The sequence below is a fragment of the Streptomyces sp. ISL-100 genome (genome assembly GCF_018614615.1).
In the GTDB taxonomy this organism is placed as follows: domain Bacteria; phylum Actinomycetota; class Actinomycetes; order Streptomycetales; family Streptomycetaceae; genus Streptomyces.
Genome location: NZ_JAGGOK010000002.1, coordinates 182,238 through 197,056 on the forward strand (window position 1 = coordinate 182,238; position 14,819 = coordinate 197,056).

Consider the following 14,819-nt stretch of genomic DNA (forward strand, 5'->3'; position numbering starts at 1 on the left):
CATCCTACGGCGCAGGAGCCGCCGATCTCGCTGTGGGAGGATCGGGCGGTGCTTGTCGGCCACCCCGTACGAACACATACACGCACAACAACGTCGCACTCACGAGGAGCGTGCCCATGACCGCGAATCCGATCGCCGAGACCATCGCCTCGCTGATGCCCCGCGCCAAGACGGAGCTCGCCGAGCTGGTGGCTTTCGAGTCGGTGGCGGATCCCGCTCAGTTCCCGAAGAGCGAGTGCGAGGCGGCAGCGGTCTGGTGCGCCGACACGCTGCGCACGGAGGGCTTCCAGGACGTCGCGCTGCTCGACACCCCCGACGGCACGCAGTCGGTGTACGGCTTCCTGCCGGGCCCGGCAGGCGCTCCGACCGTTCTGCTGTACGCGCACTACGACGTGCAGCCGCCGCTGGACGAGTCGGCCTGGGTGTCCCCGCCGTTCGAGCTGACCGAACGCAACGGACGCTGGTACGGGCGCGGCGCCGCCGACTGCAAGGGCGGCTTCATCATGCACCTGCTCGCGCTGCGCGCCCTGAAGGCGAACGGCGGCGTCCCGGTCTCGGTGAAGGTGATCGCGGAGGGCTCGGAGGAGCAGGGCACGGGCGGCCTGGAAGCATACGCCGAGGCGCACCCCGACCTCCTCGCCGCCGACACGATCGTCATCGGCGACACCGGCAACTTCCGCGTCGGCCTGCCGACGGTCACCGCGACGCTGCGCGGCATGACCATGCTGCGCGTACGCGTCGACACCCTCGAAGGCAACCTGCACTCCGGCCAGTTCGGCGGCGCCGCCCCGGACGCGCTGGCCGCGCTCATCCAGCTGCTGGCCTCGCTGCGCGCCGAAGACGGTTCGACGACCGTGGACGGGCTGACGACAGACGCCTCGTGGGAAGGCCTGGAGTATCCGGAGGCCGAGTTCCGCAAGGACGCGCGCGTCCTCGACGGTGTCGGGCTGATCGGCCACGGCACGGTCGCCGACCGCATCTGGGCCCGCCCCGCCGTCACCGTCATCGGCATCGACTGCCCGCCGGTGGTCGGCGCCACGCCGTCCCTCCAGGCGAGCGCGCGGGCGCAGATCAGCCTGCGGGTGCCGCCGGGCCAGGACGCCACCGAGGCGACGAAGCTGCTGACCGCGCACCTCGAAGCGCACACGCCGTGGGGCGCGCGGGTTTCGGTGGAACAGGTGGGCCAGGGCCAGCCGTTCAAGGCGGACGTGAGCAGTCCGGCGTACACCTCGATGGCGGAGGCCATGCGCGTGGCGTACCCGGGCGAGGAGATGCAGACGTCCGGCATGGGCGGCTCGATCCCCCTGTGCAACACGCTCGCCGCGCTCTACCCGAAGGCCGAGATCCTGCTGATCGGGCTGAGCGAGCCCGAGGCGCAGATCCACGCGGTGAACGAGAGCGTCTCGCCCGAGGAGCTGGAGCGGCTGTCCGTCGCAGAGGCGTTGTTCCTCGTCAACTACGCCCGTTCCAAGCAGGGTTAAGCGCATAGCTGAGATCGCCGACAGCGTAGATCCGTGCGGCGGGCAGCCGGTCCGCCGTACGTTCGCCGCATGGATCTCGTTGACGTAATCCCCGACCGCCTGCACATGTTCCGCTTCCCCATCGGCCAGGCGTACCTCTGGCGCGACGGCGATGAGCTGACTCTGATCGATGCGGGCAACAAGGACGCGGCCCCGGACATCGAAGAGGCGATACGGAGCCTGGGTCTGCTCCCCGAGAACATCCGCCGGATCGTCCTCACCCACTGCCACCGCGACCACGTCGGCGCCGCCCAGGAACTCGCCGACCGGTACGGCGCCGAAATCGTGGCGCACCGGCTCGACGCTCCAGTGATCCGCGGCGAGCAGCCGGTGCCCGAGCCGGTGCTGCTGGACTGGGAGCGTCCGTTGTACGCCCACGGGCTGACCGTGCCGCCGGCCCCGCCCACCCGGGTGGACCGGGAGGCCGAGGACGGCGACCTGCTGGGCTTCGGCGACGGCGCGCGGGTCGTCCACTCCCCCGGCCATACGGACGGCAGCATCGCCGTCCATCTCCCGCACCACGGTGTGCTGTTCACGGGCGACTGCGTCGCCGGCGTCGGACAGGTGATGCTGGGCGTGTTCAACACCGACCGTGAGCGCGCCCTGGAGTCGTTCCGCCGCCTGGCGGCGCTCGCCCCCTCCACCGCCTGCTTTGGCCACGGCGAACCTCTGACGGACGACGCGGCGTACATCCTGCGGGCATCAGCCGACCGGGACTCCGGCCTCCAGATTGAGCACGGTTGACCTCTCGCGGGCCCGCAGCGCCCAGCGCAGCCGCTCGTAACGGTTGGGGGGCAGCAGCCCGGCGGCCTCCTCCTCGGTGACGAATCGCCAGCCGCGCAGTTCGGAGCCGGGCAGCACCAGCTGTCCGGCCGCCGCGCTGTCGAGCGTGCCCCCGTCGAAGATCAGGCGCAGACCGCCGAAGGCGGGTGGCCGCGGCGGCTCCCAGTCGACGACCAACAGCCTTGGTACGTCGATGAGTTCCATCCCTATCTCCTCCTTGACCTCACGTATCCCGGCGCGCGCGGGCGCCTCCCCCGGTTCCACGACACCGCCGGGGAATTCCCAGCCCGGCTTGTAGGTGGGATCGACGAGCAGCACCCTGCCCTCCTCGTCGAAGAGCAGTACGCCCGCGGCGACGGTCTCGGCCGTCGGCTCGGGCGTCTGCACGATCTCGCAGCTGCCGTCAGCCCCGGTCCGTACCGCGTCGGCGATCTCCACGGCGGTCTGGGCCGGGGTGAGCGCACTGGTGTCGATGACGTGGGCGTCGTGGGGGAGCCACGACAGCGCGGCGCGATAGGGCTCGATGTGCTCGTACGCCCATTGCCGTACGCGCTCGCTGCCTTCGGGGTCGTCCACCAGCTCCTCGCGGGCGGCGATCCGCCCGCGCAGGATCGTTTCGTCGGCCGACAGCAGCACATGGCACACCGGGATACGGCGCGCGGCGAGCCCGCCGAATATCTCGTCGCGGTACTCCTGGCGCAGGAGCGTCATGGGCACCACCAGCATGCCGCCCACTTCCGCGAGCAGCGCGGCCGCGGTGTCCACGACCAGGCGGCGCCAGATGGGGAGGTCCTGATAGTCGGTGACCTCCGCGAGCCGCTTCTGCGGCAGCAGGTTCCGCAGTTCCCCGCCGATCAGTTCGGGGTCGTAGAAGGTGCTGTTCGGGATCAGATCGATCAGTTCGCGCGCGGCGCTGGTCTTGCCCGCACTGAACGCACCGTTGATCCAGACGATCACGGTTCCCCCTCTTCCGTAGCCCCCAGTGGCTTGCCCGCAACACACTGCCACGGAAACCGGGGGTCACCGCATGGTGCCCGCGACCGTTTGGGCACACAACCGTGCCCTTGCTGTTGCATGCCAGGGGCAACGGTGCGGGGCACAGGTGGCGTCGAACCGTATGAGTGGATGCCCTGGTGGGATGCGGGAACCGTGACACACGTGCGCGGAGTCTCGTTGGGGCAACCGGAGCAAGAGTTCAGCAGGCATGGGAGCGGGGTGCGGCATGAGTCGCATGGTGTTGGAACAGTTCCCGGCCGGAGGCCCACGGGGCAGCTGGCCGGCTGAGGAATTCGCCCTGGCACGGCGCGCGGAGGGCTGCCCGGCGGAGGTCGTGATGGACCTGGAGGCGGACGCGTTCCTGGTCGTCGTGGTGCAGCGGGCGGCGGAAGCCGGCTCGCAGGGGCGGGGCTGACCGGGGGCGGCCGGCTACGGCTGCTGCGTGGCGTCGAGGTCGTCGGCGTACTGCTCGATCGCGCGTCGGTAGCTGCGCACCCTTGGGTCGCTGCTGGTGGCCGCCAGGGCCTTCAGCAGCGTACGTACGGCTTCGCGGCCTTCGCCGGTGTTGTACAGGGCCATGGCCAGGAAGGACTTCAGGGCGAGGTCGTGCGGGAACTCCACGAGGCCGCGGCGCAGGGTCCGCAGAGCCGGTTCGTAGCGGCCCAGCACGCGATAGGTGCTGCCCAGGCCGAGGAAGACACCGTGGCGGTCCTCGGTGGGCAGTCCGGGGACGCTCAGGGCCCGTTCGTAGAAGGGCACGGCCTCGCTCTCCAGGCCGAGCACGTCGTGCGCCCACGCGGTCTGGTAGGCGATCTCGGCGTCCTGCGGGTACCGGTCGGCCAGCGTCACCAGCAGGCCCCGGGCCTCGGCGGCCCGGCCGTCCTCGCGCAGCCGTACCGCCTCCGCCAGGGCCGTGTCGCGCTCCTGGTCCCGCTCCTGATCGCCATTCACGCGCCCACGCTCGCACGGTGGGAGGGACCGGGCAAAGTGTTATCCGACGTACGTCGCCGCCTCGCCCGGCTTCCCGCCGAGCCCGGGCGAGGCCGCGGCTGCCGCACCCACCAGGCCCGCGTCGGTTCCGGTCAGGGCCGGGGCGACCTTGAGGCGCCGTACGAAGGAGAGCGTGGCGTACTCGCCGAGTGCGCGGCGCAGGGGCGCGAAGAGCACGTCGCCCGCGCCCGCCACTCCCCCGCCGATGACCGCGATCTCGATCTCGACGAGCGTCGCGGTGGCGGCGATGCCCGCGGCGAGGGCCTGGGCGGCGCGCCGGTACGACGCGACGGCGACCGGGTCTCCGGCGCGGGCGGCGGCCGCCACGGCGGCGGCGGTGGCGTCACCGTCCGGTCCCGGCCGCCAGCCCCGATCGAGCGCCCTGCGTGCGATGTTGGGGCCGCTGGCGATCCGCTCGACGCAGCCGCGGGAACCGCACGGGCACGGGTCGCCGTCCAGGTCGACGCTGATGTGACCGATGTGGCCCGCGTTACCGGTCGGGCCGGGGTGCAGCCGCCCGCCCAGGACCAGGCCGCCGCCGACGCCCGTGGAGACGACCAGGCACAGCGCGTTGTCGTACCCGCGGGCCGCGCCCTGCCAGTGCTCGGCGGCCGTCATGGCCACGCCGTCGCCGACGAGGGTGACCGGCCTGCCGCCCGCTGCCCGGCGTACCCGCTCGACCAGCGGGAAGTCGCGCCAGCCCGGGACGTTGACCGGGCTGACCGTGCCGGCGGAGGCGTCCACCGGTCCCGCGCTGCCGATGCCGACGGCCGTGGCCCGCTCCCACAACGGCGACGCGGTCAGCCGCGCGAACACCACACCGACGGCGCCCATCACACTCTCCGCGTCCTCACGCGAGGGCGTCGGGCGCTGCGCGCGCAGGAGAATCCGGCCGTCGCCGTCCACCAGCGCGCCGGCGATCTTGGTGCCGCCGATGTCGAGAGCGGCGACGAGGTCGGTGTCGGTGTGCATGGGGGTTGGATCTCCAGGCGGGCAGAGGTGGGCGGCAGGGGGTCAGAGCCAGTCTCCATTCAGTTGACAACGTTGTCCAGGGCCTATGCTCGACGCCACACCGTTCGAACACCGACCTCACCCGACAACGACAGGACATCGCACTGTGGCCGAGACCGAAAGCCGCCCCGAGCTCCGTTACGGCAACCGGCCGACCATGAAGGACGTCGCCGCCCGCGCCGGAGTCGGACTCAAGACGGTTTCGCGTGTCGTGAACGGCGAACCGGGCGTCACGCCCGACACCGAGCAGCGCGTCCAGGAAGCGATCGAGGCGCTGGGCTTCCGCCGCAACGACAGCGCGCGCGTCCTGCGCAAGGGCCGCACCGCCAGCATCGGTCTCGTACTCGAAGACCTCGCGGACCCGTTCTACGGGCCGCTGAACCGCGCCGTCGAGGAGGTGGCCCGCGCCCACGGAGCCCTCCTCATCAACGGATCGAGCGCCGAAGACCCCGCCCGCGAACAGGAATTGGTGCTCGCGCTCTGCGCCCGGCGCGTCGACGGTCTGATCGTGATCCCGGCCGGGGACGACCACCGCTACCTGGAGCCGGAGATCGCGGCGGGCGTCGCCACCGTCTTCGTGGACCGTCCCGCCGGGAAGATCGACGCGGATGTGGTGCTCTCCGACAGCTTCGGCGGCGCGCGCGAGGGCGTGGCCCACCTGATCGGGCACGGCCATCGCCGTATCGGCTTCATCGGCGACCAGCCGCGCATCCACACCGCCAACGAGCGGCTCCGCGGCTATTACGCCGCGATGGAGGACGCCGGGCTGCCGGCTGACGACGCATGGGTGTCGCTCGGCAGCACGGCTCCCGAGCGCGTACGGGACGCCGTCACCGCGATGCTGAACGCCCCCGAGCCCGTAACCGCCATCTTCGCGGGCAACAACCGGGTGACGGTGACCGCGGTACGGGTCCTCGCCGAGCGGGAGCGTCCCGTCGCCCTGGTCGGGTTCGACGACATCGAACTCGCCGACCTGCTCCAGCCGGGCCTCACCGTCGTCGCGCAGGACGCCACCATGCTCGGCCGTACCGCGGCCGACCGCCTCTTCCGGCGCCTCGACGGCGTGAACGACGCTCCCGCGCGGGTGGAACTGCCAACACGCCTCATCGCGCGCGGGTCGGGCGAGATCCCGCCGTGGACCCCCTGAGGGCCGTGCGGCGCCGCTGACTGCCGCGAGCGCCGGCATCCGCCGCTGCGGGCAGGCGACCTGCGGCCGCCCCAGGGCGCGCAGAAGTGCGAACGCCGCCGCGAAAGGCGCCACCGCGCCGAGAGCCGTCGGCGCCTTGAACCCCTGAGGCCTGCCTGTGCGGCGCCGGTGTCCGCCGCTGCGGCGGGCGGCCGACAGCCGCCCAAGGCGTGGTGCAGGGCGAACGCCGCAGCGAACGGGGCCACCGTGCCGAGCCCCGTTTGCGTCAGCAGACGGGCAGGCCGGGTACCGGCTCGTCGTTGTTGCCGCCCTTGATGTAGACGTCGCTGACGAAGACGTTGGTGTTACCGCGGTCGTCGTCCGTCTTGGCCCACCAGACGTTGGTCCACTGGCCGTAGGTCTCCCGGCGGCCGAGATTCTGCTGGCAGTAGAAGTAGTTGGTGCCCGCGTTGAGGACGCCGACCTCGGCGCCGGACGCCGTGTAGGACGCGGCCGTCTCCCAGACCGTGCAGTTGTACTTGCCGGCGCCGATGCTGTGGCAGGCGGGCTCCGGAGCGGGTTCACCGGGACCGCTCCCGCCGCCGCTGGTCGTGGTCGTCGAGCCGCCGCCGGCGGACCCGCCGGTCGCCGCGCCGCCGGAATCGCCGGCCCCGCCGGACGTGTCCGCGCCGCCGGTGGAGCCCGACGTACCGGAAGCTCCGTCGTCCGAGCCGCCGTCCGAGCCTGCGGAGTCCTTGCCGCCGTCACCGTCGCCGGCGGGCGGCTTGGCGTCCGGTCGCGAAGTCTTCTCCGGGCCCTGATCAGTGGACTTGGAGGCGGCCGGTTTCTTCGTCGCGGCGGGCTCGCTGCCCGCAGGCATCCGGTCGAGGCCGCTGGGAGACGCGGCTTCTTCCTCCGCCCCCTTCGCCAGGCCGCCGGATGTCTGCTCCGTACGGTCGTTAAGTACGTACGTCACGCCGCCACCGGCCAGCAGGACCGCCGCGACGCCCGCCGCCACAAGGGCCGTCCTGCCGCGCCCGGGCCTGCGCTCCGGAGCGGGCGCGGGCGAGTGCGCGGGCGCGGACGCGGCAACCGGACCGGCGGGCGCCGACTGCGCGGGCTGCCGGCTCACGGCGGGGCCGAATCCCTCCGGCTGGTGCGGCAGCACATCGCGCACAGTGGGCTCGCGGTGGGCGCCGCCATAAGGGCCACCCTGCGAGACGCCGCCCTGCGGCACGCCGCCGAGTGCCGCCGTGTCCTCCCCCGCAGCGACCGCGGCCAGCAGCCGAGCCGCCTCCTGGGCATCGGGACGCTGCGCCGGGTCCTTGCTCATCAGCTGCTGGAGCACGGGCCCGAGCGGCCCCGCCCGGCGCGGCTCCGGCAGCGGGTCCTGGACGATCGCGGTCAGCGTGGACCACGTTGACGTACGGCGGAACGGAGATCCGCCCTCCACCGCGGCGTACAGCGTCGCGCCGAGCGCCCAGACGTCCGACGCGGGCCCCGGTTCCTGGCCCTGGGCGCGCTCGGGCGCCAAGTAGTCGAGGGAGCCGACCAGTTCGCCGCTGCGCGTGAGGTGCGTCGTGGAGCCGTCGCCCGGGTCGTCCATCGCGGCGATCCCGAAGTCGGTCAGAACCACCCGCCCGCTGTCGCGGTCGAGCAGCACATTGCCCGGCTTGACGTCGCGGTGCAGCACGCCGACAGCGTGCGCGGCGCCCAGCGCCTCCAGCACCCTGGCGCCGATGGACGCGGCTTCGCGCGGGTCCAGAAGTCCCCGTTCGCGCAGTACGTCGTCCAGCGAGGGCCCGTCGACGAGTTCCATGACGATGACCGGGCGGCCGTTGTGCTCGGTGACGTCGTGGACGGCGATGACTCCTGGGTGCCGTACGCGCGCGGCGGCCCGCGCCTCGCGCTGCATCCGGATCCGCAGGCCGTCCAGTTCGGGCCCCGACGAGTCGTTGTACGTACGCAGTTCCTTGACCGCGACCTCGCGGCCGAGCACCTCGTCGACGGCGCGCCAGACGACGCCCATGCCGCCTCTGCCGAGTTGTTCGACCACCCGGTAGCGGCCGGCCAACCGCTCGTTCTCCCCCGTAGCCACCGCTGCCCCGTTCCTGTGTTCCGACTGAGATCGGGTACAGAGTACGGGGCAGCGGTGACAGCGCCGGACCCTACTGGGCCGTTGCCGTGAGGTCTCCTCGGCGCGGCGACGCGAAGCCGTCGAGGTCCGCCCGGGTCAGGCCGGTGAGGCGGGCGACCTCGGCGGTGTCGAGGGCGCCGCAGTCGATGCCGCGCAGCAGGTAGCCGCTGAGCGCCTTGGCGGTCGCGGGCTCGTCCATCACGTCGCCGCCCGCGTGGTTGACGTACGCGGCGAGACGCGCGGCGGCCTGCTCGTACCCCTCACGGTAGAAGGCGAACACGGCGGCGTAACGGGTGGGGATGTGGGCCGGGTGCATGTCCCAGCCCTGGTAGTAGGCGCGGGCCAGGGCGCGGCGCGTGAGGCCGTAGTGGAGCCGCCAGGCCTCGTGGACGTGCTCGGTGGTGCCGACGGGCAAGACATTGGTGGAGCCGTCCGAGACGCGCACGCCGGTGCCCGCCGCCGCGACCTGCATGATCGCCTTGGCGTGGTCGGCGGCCGGGTGGTCGCTGGCCTGGTAGGCGGCGCTGACGCCGAGGCAGGCGCTGTAGTCGAACGTGCCGTAGTGCAGTCCGGTGGCGCGGCCCTCGGCGGCGTCGATCATCCGGGCCACGGCGGCGGTGCCGTCGGCGGCGAGGATGGACTGGCTGGTCTCGATCTGGATCTCGAAGCCGATCCGTCCCGCGTCCAGACCGCGCGCCTTCTCGAACTCCTCAAGGAGGCGCACCATCGCGGTGACCTGCTCGGGGTACGTGACCTTGGGCAGCGTGAGGACGAGCCCGTCGGGCAGGCCGCCGGCCTCCATCAGGCCGGTGAGGAAGATGTCGAGGGTGCGAATGCCGCGGTCGCGTACCGCCGCCTCCATGCACTTCATGCGGATGCCCATGTACGGGGCTGCCGTGCCGTTGGCGTACGCCTCGCTGATCAGCCGGGCGGCGCGGGCGGCGTGCGCGTCCTCGTCGGCGTCACTGCGGCCGCCGTAGCCGTCCTCGAAGTCGACGCGCAGGTCCTCGATGGGCTCGCGCTCCAGCTTGGCCCGTACGCGGTCGTACACCGGCCCTGCGAGGTTGTCGGAGAGCCCGAGGACAGCGGCGAAGGACGCGGCGTCCGGGGCGTGCTCGTCGAGCGCGGCGAGGGCCTGGTCACCCCACGAGCGCACGGTGCCGGCGGCGAAGACGTCCCCGGGTACGTAAACGGTGTGTACGGGCTGGCGGGTGCCTGGGTCTCCCGGGTAACGGCGGGCGAGCTCCTCGTCGACCGGTACGAGGGAGGCGCTGATGCCTTCGCTGACCGCGCCCGCGAGGCTCGTCGCCACCTTCTCCTGCTGACCCATTACCAACCCTCCAGTTTTCCGCTTCACGGAATCAATAATCCGCATAGCGAAGTTAACGGCCGGTCGTGACCTGCGTCAATGGTCTCCGGAAAGCGGCCGGGGCCGCGCGGTGAACATCACCACACGGCCCCGGGCGTATTACGGCTCGTCGCTGCCGCGCAGGTCAGCCCTTGCGGGCCTTGACCTCTTCGGTCAGCTGCGGGACGACCGCGAACAGGTCGCCGACGACGCCGTAGTCGACGAGGTCGAAGATCGGCGCCTCGGCGTCCTTGTTGATGGCGACGATCGTCTTCGAGGTCTGCATGCCGGCCCGGTGCTGGATCGCGCCGGAGATGCCGGACGCGATGTACAGCTGCGGGGAGACCGACTTGCCGGTCTGACCGACCTGGTTGGAGTGCGGGTACCAGCCGGCGTCCACGGCGGCGCGCGAAGCGCCGACAGCGGCGCCGAGCGAGTCGGCGAGCTCCTCGATGACGTGGAAGTTCTCGGCGCCGTTGACGCCGCGGCCGCCGGAGACCACGATCGCGGCCTCGGTCAGCTCGGGGCGGCCGGTGGACTCGCGCGGGGTGCGCGAGACGACCTTGGTGCCGGTCGCGGTCTCACCGAAGGAGACGGCGAGCGCCTCGACGGTGCCGGCGGCCGGGGCGGCCTCGACCGGCGCCGAGTTCGGCTTGACGGTGATGACCGGGGTGCCCTTGGAGACACGGGACTTGGTGGTGTACGAGGCGGCGAACACGGCCTGCGTGGCCACCGGGCCCTCGTCGCCGGCCTCCAGGTCGACGGCGTCCGTGATGATGCCGGAGCCGATACGGACCGCGAGGCGGGCCGCGATCTCCTTGGCCTCGGCGGAGGACGGCACGAGCACGGCGGCCAGGGAGCCCCCGGCGGACACCGCGTCGTACGCGGCCTGGAGCGCGTCCACCTTCGGTACGACGAGGTACTCGGCGAACTCGGGGGCGTCGGCGGTGAGGACCTTGACGGCGCCGTGCTCGGCGAGCACCGTGGCGGTGGCCTCGGCGCCGTTGCCCAGCGCGACGGCGACGGGCTCGCCGATGCGGCGGGCGAGCGTCAGCAGCTCAAGGGTGGGCTTGCGGACGGCACCGTCCACGTGGTCGACATAGACGAGAACTTCAGCCATGGGACTTCAATCTCCTGCGAGTGCGAAGAATCTGGGGGCGTGTGAGGGGGCGTACGAGTCCTAGATGAACTTCTGGCCCGCGAGGAACTCCGCGAGCTGCTTGCCGCCCTCGCCCTCGTCCTTGACGATCGTGCCCGCGGTGCGCGCCGGGCGCTCCGTGGCGGAGTCGACCTTGGTCCAGGAGCCCTCGAGGCCGACCTCGTCGGCGTCGATCTCCAGGTCGTCCAGTTCCAGGGACTCCACCGGCTTCTTCTTGGCGGCCATGATGCCCTTGAAGGACGGGTAGCGGGCCTCGCCCGACTGGTCCGTCACGGACACGACCGCCGGCAGCGAAGCCTCGAGCTGCTCGCTCGCGCTGTCGCCGTCACGACGACCCTTCACGACACCGTCCTCGACGGAGACCTCGGAGAGCAGCGTGACCTGCGGGACACCCAGGCGCTCGGCCAGGATGGCCGGGAGGACACCCATGGTGCCGTCGGTCGACGCCATGCCGCAGATGACCAGGTCGTAACCGGTCTTCTCGACGGCCTTGGCGAGCACCAGCGAGGTGGCCATGACGTCACTGCCGTGCAGGTCGTCGTCCTCGACGTGGACGGCCTTGTCGGCGCCCATCGACAGCGCCTTGCGCAGGGCGTCCTTGGCGTCCTCGGGGCCGACGGTCAGCACGGTGATCTCCGCGTCGTCGGCCTCGTCGGCGATCTGCAGCGCCTGCTCGACGGCGTACTCGTCGAGCTCCGACAGCAGGCCGTCGACGTCGTCGCGGTCGACGGTCAGGTCATCGGCGAAGTGCCGGTCGCCGGTGGCGTCGGGCACGTACTTCACACAGACAACGATCCTCAAGCTCACGCCGGCTCTCCTACTGCATCGTCTATTTCTTGACTGCCTCGTTGCAGGCAGCATAGGCGCCTGAAAGGGCGGATCCCGGTCGGGGCGGACCCTCACTCCGACCGGAATATTACTCGTCAGTACACCCAGTGTGTTCCCAGTAAGCAAGCGCTTTGAACTGTGACCTTGCCAACCCTGTGTAATCGGCGTATTCGGCCGGCACGGGGAACTCTCAGTCCCTCAGCGCGTTGAAGCGTCCCTGGTGGTAGAGCAGTGGCCGGCCGTTGCCCGCGGGGTCTCCCGCGACTGCCTGGCCGAGCACGATTCGATGATCCCCCGCCGGCACGCGCGCCACCACACGGCACACCAGCCACGCCAGTACGCCGTCGAGCACGGGCACTCCCTCGGGTCCCGCACGCCACCGGGTGGGCGCCGCGAAACGGTCGGCGCCACTGCGGGCGAACGTGGCCGCCAGCTCCCGCTGGTCCTCGGCGAGTATGTGGACGCCGATGTGCTCGGCCTCGGCCAGCACCGGCCAGCTGGACGAGCCGGTGCCCACACCGAAGGAGATCATCGGCGGGTCGGCGGCGACCGAGTTGAGCGAGGTGGCGGTGAAACCGACGGGGCGGGAGCCCTGGGCGGTGATCACGGCGACGCCGGCGGCGTGCTGCCGGAAGACCGAACGCAACAGCTCGGGCGAGCCTTCGAGGGGCTGCCCCGGAATCCGGAGCGGAGCGGCGAGGTCGGGTGAAACCGTCATGGAGGTGTCCTTGGTGTCCTTCTGCGGCGGATGCGTACGTGCCCGTGGGTGCTCAGGCACCGGGACAGCGCGCGCTCGCGTTGCGGGCCAGGTCGACATGGGCCCGCCCGTAGAGAAGGAGTTCTGACGGCACGCGGTCAGACTGGCGATTCGTGGCGGGTGCAGTCAAGCCGAGTCCGGGAGATGGGACGTGCGTCACGGCGCCCGTACGCGCTGTCATACGGCGTGGCCGAGGGCGGCGATGACATCGGCCCGGCGCGGCTGTCCGCAGGCCCGGCGCACGATCCGGCCGCCCGCGTCGAGCACGAGCACGGTGGGCGTGGCGAGGATGCCGAGTTCGCGTACGAGATCGAGTCGCGCCTCGGCGTCGATCTCCACATGGGTGACGCCTTCGACCATGTCCGCCACCTCGGTGAGGGTCCTGCGGGTCGCGCGGCAGGGCTGGCAGAAGGCGCTGGAGAACTGCACGAGCGTCGCCCGCCGCCCCGGCTCAGCGCCCAGTTCGGCCGCACTCAGCCGCGTACCGCCGTCATGCCCTGCCACCTTCGGCCTCCCCTTGATCCCTGCCTCTTCCCGGCTTCAGTTTCAGCGTTCACCACAGAGAGACGATTCCTCATGTTTCCGTACGTGACGAGAATCTCGCGTATGAAGGTCCTCAGGGCTGGCTACTCGGCCGCTCATGGGGCACGATCTGCCCAATGCCGCTAAACCTACGGCTGCGTAACCTCCGCCGGGAGAGCCCTCCCCGGGCACAGAAGGGTCCCCCCTGACATGGCAGAACTCGTCTATCGACCGGTCATCGGTGCCGCACTCACCCTGTTCAAGGCGCTGGACCTGAAGATCGACACGCAGGGTTCTGAGAACGTCCCCCGCACCGGTGGCGCCGTGCTGGTGAGCAACCACATCAGCTACCTGGACTTCATCTTCTCCGGACTCGGCGCACTGCCGCAGAAGCGCCTCGTGCGCTTCATGGCGAAGGACTCGGTCTTCCGACACAAGATCTCCGGACCGCTGATGCGCGGCATGAAGCACATCCCCGTGGACCGCGAGCGCGGTGAGACGGCGTACGCGCACGCCCTCGACTCGCTGCGCTCCGGAGAGATCATCGGGGTCTTCCCCGAGGCGACGATCTCCGAGTCGTTCACGCTCAAGAGCTTCAAGTCGGGTGCGGCGCGGATGGCTCAGGAAGCCGGCGTTCCGCTGATCCCGATGGCGCTGTGGGGCACCCAGCGCGTCTGGACCAAGGGCAGGCCACGCAACTTCGGCCGCAATCACATCCCCGTGACGATACGAGTCGGCGAGCCCATGGACGCGCCCACGGACGAGTACGCGGGTGCGATCACGCGCCGGGTGCGCGGCCGCGTACAGGAGCTCCTCGAAGCCGCCCAGCGTGCGTATCCCGTACGCCCGAAGAACGCCGAGGACACCTGGTGGATCCCGGCGCACCTCGGCGGTACGGCGCCGACCGCGGCGCAGGTGCGCGAGGCCGGCTAGCTAGGCGTCCGCCGACCGTCGGCCGACCGTTCGCCGGGCAGCGCTTTCAGAGTGCGGCCGGGAGTGTCCGCCAGAGGTACGGGCGGTCCGGAGCGGCTCGCAGAACGCGCAGGACCGCCGGATGCGGTGAGGCGTACAGCACCGGATAGTCCACCTCACCGGACTCCGGGCGTATGGCGAAGGCCAGCCGCTCCCGCTCCAGGGAGAACCGCGCGTCAACGCCCGGCTTGTTGCCGCGCGGATCCTGGCGCGCCCAGCCGTCGCTCCCGGGCAGCTTGACCGCGACGAGTCCGTGGATCACGGGGTTCGAGCCGTCGTCGTCCGTGAGGCGCTGGTAGCACAGCGCCGTCGGGATGCCCTCCGCCCGAAGCAGCGCGGCGAGGGCGTGGGCCTTGGCGTAGCAGATTCCGGTGCGTTGCGCGATCACGTCGGAGGCACGCCAGGTGACGCGTATGTCGTCCACGTCGCTGGAGTGCGGGATGGTGTCGCGTACGAATTCGTAGGCCGCTTTGGCGTATGTGTATGCATCAGCCCCTTCGGCACGCAGCTGACCGGCCGTCTCCCGGACCAGCGGATGCTCATGGTCGATGACGTCGTCGGCAGCCAAATAGGCTGACAGATCAGGGCTTTCCTGAATCAGTTCCATGGCATCAGAGCGTAAATATGCGACCGACCGGAAGTCAATGGCTTTCCAGTCAGTCGCATACTT

General features: G+C 71.2%; 15 protein-coding genes. 5 read left to right on the forward strand and 10 right to left on the reverse strand.

Translation table 11 applies throughout. The features are described 5' to 3' along the window. Positions 1 to 116: 116 nt before the first annotated feature. Both J7E89_RS00925 and J7E89_RS00930 read left to right on the forward strand, forming a co-directional pair. Positions 117 to 1,481 (forward strand): dipeptidase, encoded by a 1,365-nt coding sequence (locus J7E89_RS00925; RefSeq protein WP_214967014.1) that lies wholly within the window; start codon positions 117 to 119, stop codon positions 1,479 to 1,481. A gap of 69 nt (positions 1,482 to 1,550) precedes the next feature. After that, positions 1,551 to 2,264, forward strand: a complete 714-nt coding sequence (locus J7E89_RS00930; RefSeq protein WP_214967017.1) for an MBL fold metallo-hydrolase — start codon at positions 1,551 to 1,553, stop codon at positions 2,262 to 2,264. Here J7E89_RS00930 and J7E89_RS00935 read toward each other — a convergent pair. Next, positions 2,223 to 3,260, reverse strand: coding sequence for an NUDIX hydrolase (locus J7E89_RS00935; protein WP_214967018.1), 1,038 nt, complete (start codon positions 3,258 to 3,260; stop codon positions 2,223 to 2,225). The two genes, J7E89_RS00930 and J7E89_RS00935, sit on opposite strands and share 42 nt — an antisense overlap. A gap of 265 nt (positions 3,261 to 3,525) precedes the next feature. Here J7E89_RS00935 and J7E89_RS00940 point away from each other — a divergent pair, with 265 nt between their 5' ends. Further along, positions 3,526 to 3,714 carry a hypothetical protein gene (locus J7E89_RS00940; RefSeq protein WP_214967020.1) on the forward strand — a complete coding sequence of 63 codons (189 nt, stop codon included), beginning with the start codon at positions 3,526 to 3,528 and terminating at the stop codon, positions 3,712 to 3,714. A gap of 14 nt (positions 3,715 to 3,728) precedes the next feature. Here J7E89_RS00940 and J7E89_RS00945 read toward each other — a convergent pair whose 3' ends face one another. After that, entirely contained in the window at positions 3,729 to 4,250 is a 522-nt protein-coding gene (locus J7E89_RS00945) for a tetratricopeptide repeat protein (protein ID WP_214967022.1), read from the reverse strand. A 39-nt stretch (positions 4,251 to 4,289) separates the two neighbouring features. Beyond that, positions 4,290 to 5,261: an ROK family protein gene (locus tag J7E89_RS00950; RefSeq protein WP_214967024.1), complete on the reverse strand. Its 972-nt coding sequence runs from the start codon at positions 5,259 to 5,261 to the stop codon at positions 4,290 to 4,292. A 196-nt stretch (positions 5,262 to 5,457) separates the two neighbouring features. Between J7E89_RS00950 and J7E89_RS00955 the strand changes: the two genes are divergently transcribed. Continuing rightward, complete coding sequence (locus tag J7E89_RS00955) at positions 5,458 to 6,447, forward strand: LacI family DNA-binding transcriptional regulator (RefSeq protein ID WP_374196770.1); 990 nt, start codon at positions 5,458 to 5,460, stop codon at positions 6,445 to 6,447. A gap of 265 nt (positions 6,448 to 6,712) precedes the next feature. Here the strand turns inward: J7E89_RS00955 and J7E89_RS00960 are convergent, their stop codons facing one another. The 6 genes from J7E89_RS00960 to J7E89_RS00985 all read right to left on the reverse strand — a co-directional run bounded on the left by J7E89_RS00960 (position 6,713) and on the right by J7E89_RS00985 (position 13,177). Continuing rightward, a complete protein-coding gene (locus J7E89_RS00960; protein ID WP_214967028.1) occupies positions 6,713 to 8,524 on the reverse strand; it encodes a serine/threonine-protein kinase in 1,812 nt (603 codons plus the stop codon). A gap of 70 nt (positions 8,525 to 8,594) precedes the next feature. After that, on the reverse strand, positions 8,595 to 9,893 hold the full coding sequence (locus tag J7E89_RS00965; protein WP_214967030.1) for an aldolase/citrate lyase family protein: 1,299 nt from the start codon (positions 9,891 to 9,893) through the stop codon (positions 8,595 to 8,597). 163 nt (positions 9,894 to 10,056) lie between these two features. After that, positions 10,057 to 11,031 (reverse strand): electron transfer flavoprotein subunit alpha/FixB family protein, encoded by a 975-nt coding sequence (locus J7E89_RS00970; protein ID WP_214967031.1) that lies wholly within the window; start codon positions 11,029 to 11,031, stop codon positions 10,057 to 10,059. Between the two features lie 60 nt (positions 11,032 to 11,091). Then, positions 11,092 to 11,877, reverse strand: coding sequence for an electron transfer flavoprotein subunit beta/FixA family protein (locus J7E89_RS00975; protein WP_214967033.1), 786 nt, complete (start codon positions 11,875 to 11,877; stop codon positions 11,092 to 11,094). A gap of 211 nt (positions 11,878 to 12,088) precedes the next feature. Beyond that, a complete protein-coding gene (locus J7E89_RS00980) occupies positions 12,089 to 12,616 on the reverse strand; it encodes a flavin reductase family protein (RefSeq protein ID WP_214967035.1) in 528 nt (175 codons plus the stop codon). 216 nt (positions 12,617 to 12,832) lie between these two features. Next, entirely contained in the window at positions 12,833 to 13,177 is a 345-nt protein-coding gene (locus J7E89_RS00985; RefSeq protein WP_308315288.1) for a thioredoxin family protein, read from the reverse strand. Positions 13,178 to 13,387: 210 nt separating this feature from the next. On the opposite strand from J7E89_RS00985, the gene J7E89_RS00990 reads away from it, so the two are divergent. Next, the gene (locus J7E89_RS00990) at positions 13,388 to 14,110 is read left to right on the forward strand and encodes a 1-acyl-sn-glycerol-3-phosphate acyltransferase (protein WP_214967039.1); all 723 of its coding nucleotides are present in this window, start codon (positions 13,388 to 13,390) and stop codon (positions 14,108 to 14,110) included. 46 nt (positions 14,111 to 14,156) lie between these two features. Here the strand turns inward: J7E89_RS00990 and J7E89_RS00995 are convergent, their stop codons facing one another. Continuing rightward, positions 14,157 to 14,756 (reverse strand): transglutaminase domain-containing protein, encoded by a 600-nt coding sequence (locus J7E89_RS00995; RefSeq protein WP_214967041.1) that lies wholly within the window; start codon positions 14,754 to 14,756, stop codon positions 14,157 to 14,159. Positions 14,757 to 14,819: the final 63 nt, after the last annotated feature.

What these genes read in the sequence shown, in the direction of transcription:
- J7E89_RS00980 (WP_214967035.1), bottom strand. Translation starts at nt 12,616, where the DNA reads ATGACGGTTTCACCCGACCTCGCCGCTCCGCTCCGGATTCCGGGGCAG.
- J7E89_RS00970 (WP_214967031.1), bottom strand. Translation starts at nt 11,031, where the DNA reads ATGGCTGAAGTTCTCGTCTATGTCGACCACGTGGACGGTGCCGTCCGC.
- J7E89_RS00940 (WP_214967020.1), top strand. Translation starts at nt 3,526, where the DNA reads ATGAGTCGCATGGTGTTGGAACAGTTCCCGGCCGGAGGCCCACGGGGC.
- J7E89_RS00930 (WP_214967017.1), top strand. Translation starts at nt 1,551, where the DNA reads ATGGATCTCGTTGACGTAATCCCCGACCGCCTGCACATGTTCCGCTTC.
- J7E89_RS00950 (WP_214967024.1), bottom strand. Translation starts at nt 5,261, where the DNA reads ATGCACACCGACACCGACCTCGTCGCCGCTCTCGACATCGGCGGCACC.
- J7E89_RS00965 (WP_214967030.1), bottom strand. Translation starts at nt 9,893, where the DNA reads ATGGGTCAGCAGGAGAAGGTGGCGACGAGCCTCGCGGGCGCGGTCAGC.
- J7E89_RS00995 (WP_214967041.1), bottom strand. Translation starts at nt 14,756, where the DNA reads ATGGAACTGATTCAGGAAAGCCCTGATCTGTCAGCCTATTTGGCTGCC.
- J7E89_RS00990 (WP_214967039.1), top strand. Translation starts at nt 13,388, where the DNA reads ATGGCAGAACTCGTCTATCGACCGGTCATCGGTGCCGCACTCACCCTG.
- J7E89_RS00925 (WP_214967014.1), top strand. Translation starts at nt 117, where the DNA reads ATGACCGCGAATCCGATCGCCGAGACCATCGCCTCGCTGATGCCCCGC.
- J7E89_RS00955 (WP_374196770.1), top strand. Translation starts at nt 5,458, where the DNA reads ATGAAGGACGTCGCCGCCCGCGCCGGAGTCGGACTCAAGACGGTTTCG.